We start from the raw sequence: 14670 nt of genomic DNA, 5'->3' as shown, positions 1-14670 counted from the left end.
TCCGGAGCGTGACCGTCCTGCGTCGCTGGGTGTGGCCCGGCCTGAAGTTCCTCGTGTTCGCCGTCATCGCGGTGTCCCTCGTCCGTCTCGCGTTCTTCGCCGCGCAGCCCGAGGGGCAGGAGACCACGCCGACGGCGCAGCTCGAGGACCCGACCGTCACCGTCACCACGGGGGACGTCGTCAACGACGTCGAGGCGAAGGGGACCATCGAGTCGGTCGCCGCGACCCCGGTCCGCGCCACCGCCGAGGGCACGATCAACAAGGTGTTCGTCGGGAACGGCACCGCGGTCGAGCAGGGCGCCCCGATCGTCGACGTCCGTGTCGAGACCCCGTCGACCGGCACGACGGAGGACGGGCAGCCGCTGCCCGCGAAGGTGACCTTCGCCACCGTCGTCGCGCCCGCCGCCGGGGTGGTCTCGGGGTTGGACCTCGTCGCGAAGCAGCCCGTCGCGATCGGCGACGTGGTGGCCCGCGTCGCACCGGAGGCCTACCGGGCGACCGCGACGCTCGGTGCCGCGCAGCTGTACCGGCTGACCTCGCGGCCGTCCGAGGCCACCGTCACCATCACCGACGGCCCGGCCCCGTTCACGTGCACGAACCTGTCGCTCACGAGCGCCGGGGCCGACGGCTCCGGGGCCGGCTCGTCCGCGGCCGGCTCGTCCGGCACGGGCTCCGACGGCTCGGACGGCACCGGCGCAGACGGTGCCGGGGGCGGCACCGGCGGCACCCAGCTCCGGTGCGACGTCCCCGGCGGCGTGACCGTGTTCCCCGGGCTCGAGGTCACCCTCGCCGTGTCCGCCGGGTCGGCGCAGGGGGTCCTGACGCTCCCGACCACCGCGGTCGAGGGCACCGCCCAGAAGGGTGTCGTGACCGTCGTCGACAGCGACGGCGGGCGCTCCGAGAAGACCGTCGAGCTCGGCCTGAACGACGGCGAGACCGTCGAGGTGAAGGCCGGGCTCGCCGAGGGCGACACGGTCCTGCAGTTCGTACCCGGCAAGCAGGAGCAGTCCGACGAGGACACGGACGAGGGCGGGGTGTTCGTCGGATGAGCCTGGTGCACGTCCGGGACCTCCGGAAGTCCGTGCCGCTGCCGGACGGGTCGACGCTCGAGATCCTGCGCGGGGTCGACCTCGACGTCGAGGCGGACAGCCGGGTCGCCATCGTCGGACGGTCCGGATCGGGCAAGTCGACGCTCCTCAACGTCCTCGGGCTGCTCGACACCCCGACCGACGGGCTGCACGAGTTCGACGGACGCGACGTCGGCCGCGCCGGGTCCGTCCGCCGCGACCGGATCCGCGGCGCCGACGTCGGCTTCGTCTTCCAGCAGTTCAACCTGCTGCAGGGCCGCACCGCGGTCGAGAACGTCGAGGTGCCCCTGCTCTACGCGAGCGGCCGCGCGTTCTGGTCGCGCCGTCGGCTCGCGCTCGAGATGCTCGACCGGGTGGGGCTCGCCGACAAGGCGGACACGCAGCCGCACCGGCTCTCTGGTGGCGAGCAACAGCGCGTGGCGATCGCCCGCGCGCTCGTCCGCGCCCCGCGCCTGATCCTGGCCGACGAGCCGACCGGGGCGCTCGACGTCGACACCGGGCGGGTCGTGATGGAGCTGCTCGAGACCGTCGCGGCGGAGACGCGTGCGGCCCTGGTGACGATCACGCACGACCCCGCGGTCGCCGCCCGGGCCGACGTGGTGCACCGGATCGACCACGGGCTCGTGGCCGAGGGCGGTGCGCTGGTCCGTGCTGATCCGTCCGGTGCTGTGGGGGGCGTCGCGTGAACCGGCTGCTCACCACGGTCGTCGGCACGTTCGTCGAGTCGTGGCAGGAGCTCCGCGTGCACCGCGGCCGCGTCGTCCTCAGCCTGGTCGGCGTGACGATCGCCGTGGCGTCCCTCGCGGTCGTCGTCGGCTTCGGGTCGCTCGCCGAACGGGTCACCGCCGCGTTCAACGAGCAGTACGGCGGCCGACCCGCGACGTACTTGTTCAACGGTTCCACCACCGGCTCCGGGTCCGCGGACCCCGCGGGGACGGCGGCCGTCGCCGATGCCGCTGCGCTCGACCGCGAGCTGCGCGCGGGAGCCGAGCGCTACGACGTCCGGTACGCGTCCGAGGCCACGTTCGTGCAGCGCGACGTGCAGTTCCCGGACGGGGTCGCGCTCGTGCAGGGCACGACGGTCGACCCCGCGTACGCCGAGATGCACCGCGTGCGGCTCGCGTCGGGGGAGTGGTTCACCGAGCGGGACCGGGACCGCCTCGCCCCCGCGATCGTCGTCAACCGGGCGTTCCTCGAGCGGATCGGCAGCCCGGACATCGTGACGCACCCGGTCGTGCGACTCCCGGGGACGCCCGACGTCACCGCCGTCGTGATCGGCCAGGTGGTGTCGTCGGAGTACGACACCGATCCGTCCTTCTACCAGCTGGCGAACTCCGTCGCGACCGCGAACGCCGCGGTGTCGCCGGACCTCGGGACGGCCCGGACCTTCCAGGCGTGGGTCCCGGCGGCCTCCGGCAAGGCCGTCGCCGAACGCATCGCCGCCGACGCCGAGCGCGCCCTCGGCCCAGGGTGGACCGTCTCCGCGGACCGGTCCGACGCCGCCGGTCAGGTGGACGGCGACCCGCTCGGCCCGCTCCGCTGGGTGATCGCTGGCGTCGCGGTCCTGGTCCTGGTGCTCGGCGGGCTCGGCCTGCTCAACGTGTCGCTCGTCAGCGTCCGCCAGCGCATCCGCGAGATCGGGGTGCGACGGGGCGTCGGGGCGACCGCCGGACGGATCTTCGTCGCGGTCCTGCTCGAGAACGTGCTCGGCACGCTCGTCGCGGGCGGCGTCGGGGTGATGGTCGGTGCCGCGCTGCTCGGGAACGACACCGTCCGCGGCCTCATCACGCAGGGCGTCGACGTGGGCGGGGCACCGTTCCCGGTCGAGGCCGCGCTCGTCGGGGTCGGGTCGGCCGTGCTCGTCGGGGCGCTCGCCGGGTTCCTGCCGGCGATCGTCGCGGTCCGCGTCAAGGTCATCGACGCGATCCGGTACTGATGGCGGGGCGACCGCGGAATGTCCCGAGCGGGGATTAGGGTCGTCCCCATGGCCGGAGGCACCAAGTCGACCACGCGTTCGCGCGCGTCATCGTCGTCCCGCGGGAGCGGGGCGCGCGGGACGTCGCGCACGCAGGCGACCACGAAGAAGCTGCCGCAGGTCGCACCGACGCCGGTGTTCCGCGAGCAGAACCCGATGGTGAGCGCCTGGCTCGGCATGGCCCACGGGGTCGGCGCGCTCTTCCGGCTGCTCGGCAAGGAGTCACTCGAGAAGGACCAGCGCCGCGACGGCTTCCCGTTCCTGCTGTTCGTGCTCGCGATCGCGGGCGGCGTGGTCGAATGGCTCAACCCGACGAACCCGGTGTCGGTCGCGCTCGACGCGTACACGTTCGGCGGGCTCTTCGGCCGGCTCGCCGTCGCGTTGCCGGTGATCATGATCGTCTTCGCCGGGTGGCTGTTCCGGCACCCCGCCTCGGTGCACGACAACACCCGGATCGGGATCGGGCTCGGGCTGATGCTCGTGTCGATCGCCTCGCTCTGCCACGTGTTCGGCGGACAGCCGAGCGCCGCGGACGGCATGGTCGCCCTCGCCGCGGCGGGCGGCGTGCTCGGCTGGGTCGTCATCAGCTGGCTCGTCGCGGTCGCCACGGTCTGGGTCGCGGTGCCCGTCGCCGTGCTGCTGCTCGTGCTCTCGCTCTTCATCATCACCAAGACGCCGCCGAACAAGACCGGTCGACGGCTGCACGAGCTCTACGCCTACCTGTTCGGCGCCCCGGCGCCCGCGGCCGAGGCCGACCCGGCCGCCGACGCCGTCGCTCCCACCCCGCGGGCCCGCGGTCGCAAGCGCCAGCAGGGCGGCGAGGGCGACTTCCAGCTCTTCGACGACCTCGGCTTCGAGGGCGAGCAGCAGTCCGGCGGCGACCAGCAGTCCGGCGGCGACCAGCCCGAGGGCGGCACCGTCCCGTGGTGGCGGCGCAACGGGTCCGGTCGTGAGGAGGACCCCGCGTACGACACCCCGGTGCTTCCCGCGGCCGCGCCCGCGCCGACGTCGGAGCGCCCGAACGCGGGTGCCGCGGCCGGCCTGGTCGACCACACGCCGACGGAGCCCGGATCGGTCAACCTCAACGACTCCATCGAGCAGGACCTCGAGGTCGCCGAGCGCGTCCTCCGCGACGCCGGGGTGGCGGTGCCGGACCACACGGCTGCTGCGTCGGCCGTTGCTCCGGTCGCGCGCCCGGACGCCGGCGTCTCGCCGGTCGTGTCCGCCTCGGCACCCGCGTCGGTGCCGGACGCCGAACCTGCCGAGGACGACCTGCAGGGGCTCGCCGCAGGCGCCGCGGACGAGGACCCGTCCGCGCCGTACCGACTGCCGGCCGCGACGACGCTGAGCGCCGGGACGCCCTCGGTCGCGCGCAGCCAGGCGAACGACGACATCGTCGCCGCGATCACCGGGGTCCTCACGGAGTTCAAGGTCGACGCGAAGGTCACCGGCTTCTCCCGGGGCCCGACGGTCACGCGCTACGAGATCGAGCTCGGTCCGGGCGTCAAGGTCGAGCGGGTCACGGCGCTGTCGAAGAACCTGTCGTACGCGGTCGCGTCGAACGAGGTCCGCATCCTCTCGCCCATCCCCGGCAAGAGCGCGATCGGCGTCGAGATCCCGAACACCGACCGCGAGGTCGTCTCGCTCGGCGACGTCCTGCGCTCGAACGCGGCGCGGAAGTCCAAGCACCCGATGACGATAGGCGTCGGCAAGGACGTCGAGGGCGGCTTCGTCGTCGCGAACCTGGCGAAGATGCCGCACATGCTCGTCGCGGGCTCGACGGGCTCCGGCAAGTCGGTGTTCATCAACTCGATGATCACGTCGCTCCTCATGCGCGCGAAGCCGTCCGAGGTCCGGATGGTCCTCGTCGACCCGAAGCGCGTCGAGCTGTCGATCTACGCGGGGGTCCCGCACCTCATCACGCCCATCATCACGAACCCCAAGAAGGCGGCCGAGGCGCTGCAGTGGGTCGTGAAGGAGATGGACATGCGGTACGACGACCTGGCGTCGTTCGGGTTCCGCCACGTCGACGACTTCAACAAGGCCATCGAGAACAACGAGATCGTCCTGCCGGCCGGCAGCGAGCGGAAGCTCAAGCCCTACCCGTACCTGCTCGTCGTCGTGGACGAGCTCGCCGACCTCATGCTCGTCGCGCCCCGGGACGTCGAGGAGTCGATCGTCCGCATCACCCAGCTCGCCCGCGCTGCCGGCATCCACCTCGTGCTCGCGACGCAGCGCCCGTCGGTCGACGTCATCACCGGTCTGATCAAGGCGAACGTGCCGTCACGCATCGCGTTCGCGGTGACGAGCGTCACCGATTCGCGCGTCATCCTCGACCAGCCCGGCGCCGACAAGCTCATCGGCCAGGGCGACGCGCTGTTCCTGCCGATGGGGTCCTCGAAGGCCGTCCGCGTGCAGGGCGCCTGGGTGCAGGAGAGCGAGGTCGCCGAGGTCGTCCAGCACGTCACCCGGCAGGCCCAGCCCGAGTACCGGCAGGACGTCGCCGCCGTGGTCGAGCGCAAGGAGATCGACGCGGACATCGGCGACGACCTCGAGCTGCTGCTCGCCGCGGTCGAGCAGGTCGTGTCGACGCAGTTCGGCTCGACGTCGATGCTCCAGCGCAAGCTCCGCGTCGGGTTCGCGAAGGCCGGTCGCCTGATGGACCTCATGGAGTCGCGGGACATCGTCGGCCCGTCCGAGGGGTCGAAGGCCCGCGACGTGCTCGTCACGCCGGACCAGCTGCCCGCCGTCCTCGCGAAGCTCCGCGGTGAGGAGCCGCCCGCCGAGCCGGCAGCGGCTCCCGCACCGGGCCCGGCGGCACCGGTCGCCTCCGCGCCGACGTCGACGCCGCCGGACGAGGACCGCTACGGTGCCGACCCGGTCGCCGACATGACGCGCGGGTACCCTGAGGAAGAGGACGGTCCGGACGAGGACGCCTGGGCACTGACGGGCAGGGAGTGACGACGTGACCAGCTCGCAGCACACCCGCTCGGCGGCCCGGTTCCCGTGGCGGGGCCGGCTGCTCCGCAAGGGCGAGGGACCGGCGTCGACCGCGAACGTCGCCAACGTCATCACCGTCGTGCGCATCCTGATGGCGCCGTTGTTCTTCGTGATGCTGCTCGCCGACGGCGGGCAGGACACGTCGCTGCGGGTGTGGGCTGCGGTCGTCTTCGTCGTGGCGATCGTCACCGACAGCGCGGACGGCATCATCGCCCGCCGCCAGAACCTGGTCACGGACTTCGGGAAGCTCGTCGACCCGATCGCCGACAAGGTGCTCATCGGCGGTGCCCTGGTCGCGCTGTCGATCCTCGGAGAGCTGCCCTGGATCGTGACCGTGCTGATCATGCTCCGCGAGATCGGGATCACCGTCTTCCGGTTCGCCGTCCTGTCCGACCGGGTGATCCCGGCGAGCCGCGGCGGCAAGGTCAAGACCGTGCTGCAGGCCGTCGCGATCACGCTCGCGCTGTTCCCGTGGTGGAACGTCGTCGGCGACCTCGCGCACTGGGTGAACGGCATCCTGATGACCGCCGCGCTCCTCGCCACCGTGCTCAGCGGGGCCGACTACCTCTGGCAGGCCTGGAAGCACAACCGGACCGCCGCGTGACCGACGTCGCCGCGCTCGTCGCCGTGCTGACCGCCCGTGGCGAGACCGTGGCTGTGGCCGAGTCGCTCACGGGCGGCCTCGTCGTGGCGACCCTCGTCGGGGTCCCCGGGGCCAGCGCCGTCGTCCGCGGTGGTGTCGTGGCGTACGCGACGCCCGTCAAGCACACCGTGCTCGGCGTCTCGGCGGACCTCCTCGCCGAGCACGGGGCGGTCGACCCCGAGGTCGCCCGGCAGATGGCGAGCGGCGTCCGCACCGCGCTCGCGGTCGACGGCGTGCCCGCCACGTGGGGGATCAGCACGACCGGTGTCGCCGGCCCGGACCCGCAGGACGGCAAGCCCGTGGGCACGGTGTTCGTCGGCATCGCGTCCGCGTCGCGCGCCGAGGCGTACGAACTCCACCTGGAGGGCGACCGTGAGGCAATCCGACAGGCCACGGTCTCCGAACTCCTGGCACGGATGTCGGCCACGGTGCGCAGCGGGGAATAGGCCTCGTTACCGCCGGGTTACATCCCACGCAATCTCCAGCAGGACGGCAGCCGGCGTCGCTAGCATGCTGCAACCGGCAACGCTACTGTTGCTGAACCCGACCACGGTCACCCGGACCAGGCGGGCGCGGAGACGACAGAGAGGAGGAGTTCTCATGGTTCTCGTTCGTCAGGAGATCGGCGACGTGCTGCGGGACTTCCGCTTGCAGAAGGGCCGGACCCTCCGTCAGGTCGCGTCCAAGGCCAGCGTTGCTCTCGGGTACCTGAGCGAGGTGGAGCGCGGTCAGAAGGAGGCCAGCTCCGAGATCCTCGCCTCCGTGGCCGACGCGCTCGACACGCCCATCTCGACCATCATGCGCGAGGTCGGCGACCGGCTCGCGGTCGTCGAGGGACTCACCCCGGTCCCCGACACCCTGCCCGACGACCTCGTCGCCGAGTTCGACAACGACCTCGCGGTGCGCTGACCCCGTACCGTTTCACGGACGCCCCCGCCGATGTCGGCGGGGGCGTCCTGCTGTCCGGGGCGCTCGTTACGCTGGTCGGATGCGGGTGAGTGAGTTCTGGCGGGCCGTGGACCAGGTGTTCGGGTCGGCCTACGGCGCAGTGGTGACGCGGGACGTCGTGCTCGAGGAGCTCGGGGGTCGGTCCGCGGCGGACGCGCTCGACGCCGGGATCGATGCGCGTCGTGTGTGGGAGGCGCTGTGCGACTCGCAGGACGTGCCGCTCGACAAGCGGCACGGCAAGGGGCTCGCGGAGCCGCGGGACTGACCCGGTCCGCACGTCCCGAAACTGTGTTCGGCGTGTTGCTCGAACGCGTGTTCGATCGATGCTACGTTCCTCCACATCGGAGTTGCTCCGGATGTCCGTCCACAGGTGGCGCGTCGACCGGCAGTGATGTCGGTGGCCGACCCTAGGTTCGAGTCATCGGGAACAGCCCGAAGCCTTGTCGCTCAAGTCCCGGCCCTGCAGCACCGGCCGGGGTGGACGCGACAGCCTACAGGCGGCCGACACCGAGCACGAAGGAGCACCACCATGCCATCACCCGCAGACCGCGAGAAGGCCCTCGAGACCGCACTCGCCCAGATCGACCGCCAGTTCGGCAAGGGCACCGTGATGCGCCTCGGGTCGGACGACCGCGCTCCGGTCGCCATCATCCCGACCGGTTCGGTTGCGCTCGACGTCGCGCTCGGCATCGGCGGACTGCCGCGCGGCCGCATCATCGAGATCTACGGCCCGGAGTCGTCCGGTAAGACGACCCTGACGCTGCACGCCATCGCGAATGCGCAGCGCGCCGGTGGCATCGCGGCCTTCATCGATGCGGAGCACGCGCTCGACCCCGAGTACGCGAAGAAGCTCGGCGTCGACATCGACGCGCTGCTCGTGTCCCAGCCCGACACCGGTGAGCAGGCGCTCGAGATCGCCGACATGCTCGTCCGTTCGGGTTCGATCGACCTGATCGTGGTCGACTCCGTCGCGGCGCTCGTGCCCCGCGCCGAGATCGAGGGCGAGATGGGTGACTCGCACGTGGGTCTGCAGGCACGTCTCATGTCGCAGGCGCTCCGCAAGCTCGCGGGTGGGCTGAACCAGACGCAGACGACGATGATCTTCATCAACCAGCTGCGCGAGAAGATCGGTGTGTTCTTCGGCAGCCCCGAGACCACCGCGGGCGGCAAGGCGCTCAAGTTCTACGCGTCGGTCCGTCTCGACATCCGTCGCATCGAGACCCTGAAGAGCGGCACCGACGCGGTCGGCAACCGCACGCGCGTCAAGGTCGTCAAGAACAAGATGGCGCCGCCCTTCAAGCAGGCCGAGTTCGACATCCTGTACGGCACGGGCATCTCGCGCGAGGGCTCGCTGCTCGACTTCGGTGTCGACCACGGCATCGTCAAGAAGTCGGGCGCCTGGTACACCTACGACGGCGACCAGCTGGGGCAGGGCAAGGAGAACTCGCGTTCGTTCCTGATCCAGAACGCCGACATCGCCGCCGAGATCGAGGGCAAGATCCTCGCGAAGCTCGGTGTCGGTGGCGCCAAGGCCGACGCCGACGACGCCAAGGTCGAGTCCATCGCGCCGAAGATCGCGGAGCGCAAGGGCGCGTGACGGACGAGCACGACCACGACGCAGACCTCGCGCCGGTGACCGACCTGTTCGGTGCGCGGTCGCGTCGTGGTCGCTCGGTTCCGTCGGTCGAGCGGCCAGACGGTCTCCCGCGCACCGCGGCGCCGTCCGGTGACGATGAGCGCTGGTACGAGTCCGAGTCCGAGTCCGAACCTGAGCACGAGACCGGGCTGGGCACGGAGACGCCGTCCGACGCGGCGTCAACGGGTGCGGCTGATGCCGATGCTCCCGTGCCGCTGCACGGTGCTCGTCCACAGGCGGAGTGGCTGTCGCCCGTCATCGGGGACGGCAGCGGCCTGAGTGCACGGTCGGAGCGGACCGGGTACGAGGCTCAGCGCGGGTACGACACCGAGACCGCGGACGCTGCGACGGCGTCGGTGTTCTCGATCCGCGGGGGACAGGAGCTCGAACCCGACGAGGTCCCGCGACCGCTCGACGAGCAGCGTGCCGACGCCGAACGGGTGAGCATGCGGGCGCTCGGGCGCAAGGGCGTCAGCGAGTCCGAGATGCGTCAGGTGCTGACCAAGCAGGACCTCGACCCGGACGTCGTCGAACACGAGGTCGCACGGCTCGTCCGGGTCGGTCTGCTCGACGACGTGGCACTGGCGACGGACCTGGTCGACCGGCTCCACGAGCGGAAGGGCCTCGGGCGCCAGGGGGTCGTCGCGGAGCTCCGTCGGCGCGGGATCGACCAGACGGCGATCGACGCTGCGCTCGAGGCGGCGGCGGACGACGCGGACGACGAGTTCGTCCGCGCGATCGAGCTCGCCCAGAAGCGCGCCGGGCAGCTCCGCGGTCTCGACCGCGCGACCGCCGAGCGACGTCTCAGCGGGTTCCTCATGCGCAAGGGCTACGGCTCCGGGGTCGTGCGGATCGCTGTCGAGCGCGCCCTCGACGGCGGCGGACGGCGACCACCCTCCGGGGGCGGGTCCGTCCGCTTCGAGTAGTCCCGCACCGACCTACACTGGGACGATCATGGCCACCGTCGACGCCCGCCCCCGCACCTACGAAGTCCGCACCTACGGGTGCCAGATGAACGTGCACGACTCCGAGCGCCTCAGCGGTTCGCTGCAGTCGGCCGGGTACGTCGCCGCCGACGGCGAGCAGGCCGACGTCGTCGTGATCAACACCTGCGCGGTGCGCGAGAACGCGGACAACCGGCTCTACGGCAACCTCGGGCACCTGGCGGGCGTCAAGCGCGAGCACCCCGGCATGCAGATCGCCGTCGGCGGGTGCCTGGCGCAGAAGGACAAGAACGTCATCCTCGAGAAGGCGCCGTGGGTCGACGTCGTGTTCGGGACGCACAACATGGGGTCACTGCCGACCCTGCTCGAGCGCGCGCGGCACAACGACGAGGCGCAGATCGAGATCCTCGAGTCGCTCGACGTGTTCCCGTCGACGCTGCCGACGAAGCGCGACTCGACCTACAGCGGGTGGGTGTCGATCTCCGTCGGCTGCAACAACACCTGCACGTTCTGCATCGTGCCCTCGCTCCGCGGCAAGGAGAAGGACCGTCGACCCGGGGACGTCCTCGCCGAGATCCAGGCGCTGGTCGACGACGGCGCGATCGAGGTCACCCTTCTCGGGCAGAACGTCAACTCGTACGGCGTCGAGTTCGGGGACCGCCAGGCGTTCAGCAAGCTCCTCCGTGCCGCCGGCGCGATCGAGGGGCTCGAGCGGATCCGCTTCACGAGCCCGCACCCGGCGGCGTTCACCGACGACGTCATCGACGCGATGGCGGAGACGCCGAACGTCATGCCACAGCTGCACATGCCGCTGCAGTCCGGTTCCGACCGCGTACTCAAGGCGATGCGTCGGAGCTACCGGAGCGAGCGCTTCCTCGGGATCCTGGACCGCGTCCGGGCGAAGATCCCGAACGCGGCGATCTCCACGGACATCATCGTCGGGTTCCCGGGCGAGACCGAGGAGGACTTCGAAGACACCCTGCGGGTCGTCGAACAGTCCCGGTTCGCGTCGGCCTTCACCTTCCAGTACTCGATCCGCCCCGGCACCCCGGCGGCGACGATGCCGGACCAGCTGCCGAAGGCGGTCGTCCAGGAACGCTACGAGCGACTCATCGCGCTGCAGGACCGGATCACCGCCGAGGAGCACGCGAAGCAGGTCGGTTGCACCGTGCAGGTGCTCGTCGCCACGGGTGAGGGCAAGAAGGACGACGCCACCCACCGGTTGTCCGGGCGCGCGGAGGACTCCCGGCTCGTGCACTTCTCGGTCCCGGCCGACTCCGCCGTGCCGCGTCCCGGTGACGTCGTCACGGTCGAGGTCACCCGTGCGGCCCCGCACTTCCTGATCGCCGACAACGACGGGCCCCTGCAGATCCGTCGAACCCGCGCGGGCGACGCCTGGGACCGTGCGCAGGCCGAGAGCTGCGGTGTCCCGACCCCGGCGTCCGCCGGTGCGGCCGCGGGGCCGCGTCCGGTCTCGCTCGGTCTGCCGTCGCTCCGTGTCGGGCGCTGAGCCCCTGTTGCCCGAGGGCCTGGCGCTCGACGGCCGGTCGTCGGACCCTGCCGCGGTCGACCTGATCGCGGTCGTCGGCGCCACGGGGACCGGGAAGTCCGAGTTCGCCCTGGCGATCGCCGAGCAGCTCGCCCGGTCGGGACGTCCTGCGGAGATCGTCAACGCCGACGCGATGCAGCTCTACCGAGGCATGGACATCGGCACGGCGAAGCTCAGCGTCGCGGAACGCCGAGGGGTCCCGCACCACCAGCTCGACGTGCTCGACGTGACCGACGAGGCGAGCGTCGCGGCGTACCAGGGCGACGCGCGAGCCGACGTCGAACGGATCACGGACTCCGGTTCCGTCGCGCTCCTCGTCGGCGGCAGCGGGCTCTACGTGTCGTCGGTGCTCTTCGACCTCGCGTTCCCGGGCACGGACCCCGAACTGCGCGCACGGCTCGAGCGTGAGCACGCCGAACTCGGACCCGGCGTCCTCGTCGAGCGGCTCCGGGCGCTCGACCCCGCCGCCGCGGCCGCCGTCGACCAACGCAACCCGCGGCGTCTGATCCGCGCACTCGAGATCGCGAGCCGATCCGAGGTCGTGACCCCGAGCCTCCCGTCCGCGCCCCGCGCCTGGCGACCCGCCCGGATCCTGCACCTGCACCGCGAACGCACCGGACTCGTCGCGTCACTGCACGAGCGTGCCGCGCGGATGTTCGACCGGGGGCTCGTCGACGAGGTCGCGGGGCTCCGCGACCAGGGGCTGGAGCAGGGGAAGACCGCCCGCGCCGCGATCGGGTACGCGCAGGCGCTCGACGTGCTGCACGGGCGGGCGACTCGGGACGACGCCGTCGAGGCGACCGCGGTGGCGACCCGCAAGTACGCCCGGCGGCAGGTCTCCTGGTTCAAGCGGTACGCCGACGCCGAGGTGCTCGACGTGACCGGGACGGACCTCGCGGGCCTGCGGGAGGCGGCCCGTAGGATCGTCCCGTGACCGAACTGCACTTCACCAAGGGCCAGGGCACCGGCAACGACTTCGTCCTGTTCGCCGATCCCGACGCGACGGTCGACCTGACCCCCGAGCGGATCCGGGCGATCGCGGACCGTCGGTTCGGCGTCGGCGGCGACGGCGTGATCCGGGCGGTCCGGTCCGAGGCGCTCCCGGAGGGGCGGGCGCTCCTCGCGGTCGCGCCCGAGGCGACCTGGTTCATGGACTACCACAACGCCGACGGCTCGGTCGCGGAGATGTGCGGCAACGGCATACGGGTGTTCGCGCGGTACCTGACCGAGTCGGGGCTCGTCGACCTCGCACCGGGGGAGACGCTGACCGTCGGCAGCCGCAAGGGCCTGGTCGACATCCAGCGGACCACGAACGGCTTCTCGGCGGACCTGGGTCGGTGGGGGCTCGGCATCGAGGGCGGCGCCGCGAACGACGTCATGGTCCGGGCGCGGGAGCTCGACGGCGCGCGACCCGGCCTGGGCATCGACGTGGGGAACCCGCACGTCGTCGTCGCGGTCGCGACCGAGGACGAGCTCGCCGGACTCGACCTGACCTGGATCCCCGTGCTCGACCCGGCACCGGCGGCCGGGGCGAACGTCGAGTTCGTGCTGCCCGGCGACCCGCTGGTCAAGGACGGCGTCGGCGAGATCACGATGCGGGTGCACGAGCGCGGGAGCGGCGAGACGCTGTCGTGCGGGACCGGCGCGGTCGCGGCAGCGCTGGCGACCCGGTACTGGGCGGGGCCCTCGGCGCCGGACACGTGGCGCGTGCGGGTCCCGGGCGGGATCGTCACGGTGCGGATGTTCGCGGCCGAGGACGGGGAGCACGTGGCGCTCGCGGGGCCGGCGGAGCTGGTGTTCTCGGGGGACCTGACGGTCTGAGGGCTGTCGGCGCCGTGGCTCGGCGCGGGGGGTCGTTCTGCGCGAAGGAGGCCGATCCGCTCATTGGAGGCCGTTCCGCGCGTCGGAGGTCGTTCGTTCTGACCGAGTACGCGCGGTTCGTCCTCCCATGTCGGGCGTGATGGGAACGATTGACCACGCCCACGGGGACTGCAGCGCCCGCGAGACGCCGCCTTGCCCGCGAGACGCCGCGCCACCGTCGAGACGCCACCGCTTCGCCGGGCGTTTCGCGTGATCGGAGGCGTCTCGAGCACGCCGGGGTGTCACCGGCGCAACGAGCACCGAGCCGCGCGGGCAGTCCGGACCGCCGGGCGCACGCGCCGGCACTCCGGAACAGCACGACCCGCCAGCGAGCAGGACGAATCAGCCCCGCCTCACTCGGCTGCGGCTGTGTCCTCCGCCACGCGGTGCACCCGGATCACCCGGAAGCCCTTGTCCGTCGTCGCCCGCGCGACCCGGAACCCGGCGCCGAGCGTGTCCCCGAGCCAGCGCTGCAGCGAGTCGCCACCGAGGTCCTTCGACACGACGAGCCACGCGTCGCCCCCGATCTCGAGCCGGGGGATCCAGGTGAGCAGGATCTCGTGCAGCTCGTCCTTCCCGACACGGATCGGCGGGTTGGACCAGATCGTCCGGAAGCGCAGGTCGGCGGGGATCTCCGACGGCAGGCCGACCGTCACGTTCGCAGCCCCGGCGGCGGCGGCGTTGTCCCGCGCCAGCCCGAGCACCCGCTCGTTGACGTCCACGCCCCACACGTGCGCGTCCGGCGACTCGAGCGCCATGGTGATCGCGATCGGACCCCAACCGCAGCCGATGTCGAGCAGGGCGCCCGACGACGAGGGCGGCGGCACCGAACCGAGCAGGACCCGCGTGCCGCGATCGACGCCGTCCGGGCTGAACACCCCGGCAGCGGTGGTCAGGGTCAGCGGCTTGCCGGCGAGCGTGACGTGCACCTGGCGCGCACGGGTCTCCGACGACGGGTTCGCGGAGAAGTAGTGCTCGTTCGCCATGGAAGAACCGTACCGGGACCCCCGTATGTCCCGGGCGTGGC

General features: G+C 72.0%; 14 protein-coding genes. 13 read left to right on the top strand and 1 reads right to left on the bottom strand.

Annotated features, from left to right (window positions below; all coding sequences use genetic code 11):
* The first annotated feature begins 8 nt into the window (after positions 1-8).
* From HUN59_RS12855 to dapF, 13 genes are all read left to right on the top strand, one after another.
* Positions 9-1049 carry an HlyD family efflux transporter periplasmic adaptor subunit gene (locus HUN59_RS12855; protein WP_174778566.1) on the top strand — a complete coding sequence of 347 codons (1041 nt, stop codon included), beginning with the start codon at positions 9-11 and terminating at the stop codon, positions 1047-1049.
* Entirely contained in the window at positions 1046-1774 is a 729-nt protein-coding gene (locus tag HUN59_RS12850) for an ABC transporter ATP-binding protein (RefSeq protein ID WP_174778565.1), read from the top strand. Before HUN59_RS12855 ends, HUN59_RS12850 begins: the two co-directional genes overlap by 4 nt.
* Positions 1771-3024, top strand: a complete 1254-nt coding sequence (locus HUN59_RS12845; RefSeq protein ID WP_174778564.1) for an ABC transporter permease — start codon at positions 1771-1773, stop codon at positions 3022-3024. The genes HUN59_RS12850 and HUN59_RS12845 overlap by 4 nt, the downstream gene beginning before the upstream one ends.
* Positions 3025-3072: 48 nt before the next feature.
* On the top strand, positions 3073-6024 hold the full coding sequence (locus HUN59_RS12840) for an FtsK/SpoIIIE family DNA translocase (protein WP_174778563.1): 2952 nt from the start codon (positions 3073-3075) through the stop codon (positions 6022-6024).
* 4 nt (positions 6025-6028) lie between these two features.
* Positions 6029-6667 (top strand): CDP-diacylglycerol--glycerol-3-phosphate 3-phosphatidyltransferase, encoded by a 639-nt coding sequence (pgsA, locus tag HUN59_RS12835; RefSeq protein WP_144802051.1) that lies wholly within the window; start codon positions 6029-6031, stop codon positions 6665-6667.
* Complete coding sequence (locus HUN59_RS12830; RefSeq protein WP_174778562.1) at positions 6664-7152, top strand: CinA family protein; 489 nt, start codon at positions 6664-6666, stop codon at positions 7150-7152. The genes pgsA and HUN59_RS12830 overlap by 4 nt, the downstream gene beginning before the upstream one ends.
* Before the next feature lie 154 nt (positions 7153-7306).
* On the top strand, positions 7307-7615 hold the full coding sequence (locus HUN59_RS12825) for a helix-turn-helix domain-containing protein (RefSeq protein ID WP_058742950.1): 309 nt from the start codon (positions 7307-7309) through the stop codon (positions 7613-7615).
* Between the two features lie 79 nt (positions 7616-7694).
* Entirely contained in the window at positions 7695-7919 is a 225-nt protein-coding gene (locus tag HUN59_RS12820; protein WP_114849116.1) for a DUF3046 domain-containing protein, read from the top strand.
* A 264-nt stretch (positions 7920-8183) separates the two neighbouring features.
* Positions 8184-9251 carry a recombinase RecA gene (gene recA / locus HUN59_RS12815; protein ID WP_114849117.1) on the top strand — a complete coding sequence of 356 codons (1068 nt, stop codon included), beginning with the start codon at positions 8184-8186 and terminating at the stop codon, positions 9249-9251.
* Positions 9248-10216, top strand: a complete 969-nt coding sequence (locus tag HUN59_RS12810; protein WP_174778561.1) for a regulatory protein RecX — start codon at positions 9248-9250, stop codon at positions 10214-10216. Before recA ends, HUN59_RS12810 begins: the two co-directional genes overlap by 4 nt.
* Positions 10217-10244: 28 nt before the next feature.
* A complete protein-coding gene (gene miaB, locus HUN59_RS12805; protein ID WP_174778560.1) occupies positions 10245-11744 on the top strand; it encodes a tRNA (N6-isopentenyl adenosine(37)-C2)-methylthiotransferase MiaB in 1500 nt (499 codons plus the stop codon).
* A gap of 61 nt (positions 11745-11805) precedes the next feature.
* Positions 11806-12717: a tRNA (adenosine(37)-N6)-dimethylallyltransferase MiaA gene (miaA, locus tag HUN59_RS12800; RefSeq protein WP_441307042.1), complete on the top strand. Its 912-nt coding sequence runs from the start codon at positions 11806-11808 to the stop codon at positions 12715-12717.
* A complete protein-coding gene (gene dapF, locus HUN59_RS12795; RefSeq protein WP_174778559.1) occupies positions 12714-13604 on the top strand; it encodes a diaminopimelate epimerase in 891 nt (296 codons plus the stop codon). Before miaA ends, dapF begins: the two co-directional genes overlap by 4 nt.
* A 392-nt stretch (positions 13605-13996) precedes the next feature.
* On the opposite strand, the gene HUN59_RS12790 is transcribed toward dapF, so the two are convergent.
* Positions 13997-14629 carry a class I SAM-dependent methyltransferase gene (locus HUN59_RS12790; RefSeq protein WP_174778558.1) on the bottom strand — a complete coding sequence of 211 codons (633 nt, stop codon included), beginning with the start codon at positions 14627-14629 and terminating at the stop codon, positions 13997-13999.
* Between the last annotated feature and the right edge of the window lie 41 nt (positions 14630-14670).

The sequence above is a fragment of the Curtobacterium sp. Csp2 genome, from assembly GCF_013347165.1.
This window is presented reverse-complemented; position numbering and strand designations above follow the sequence as displayed.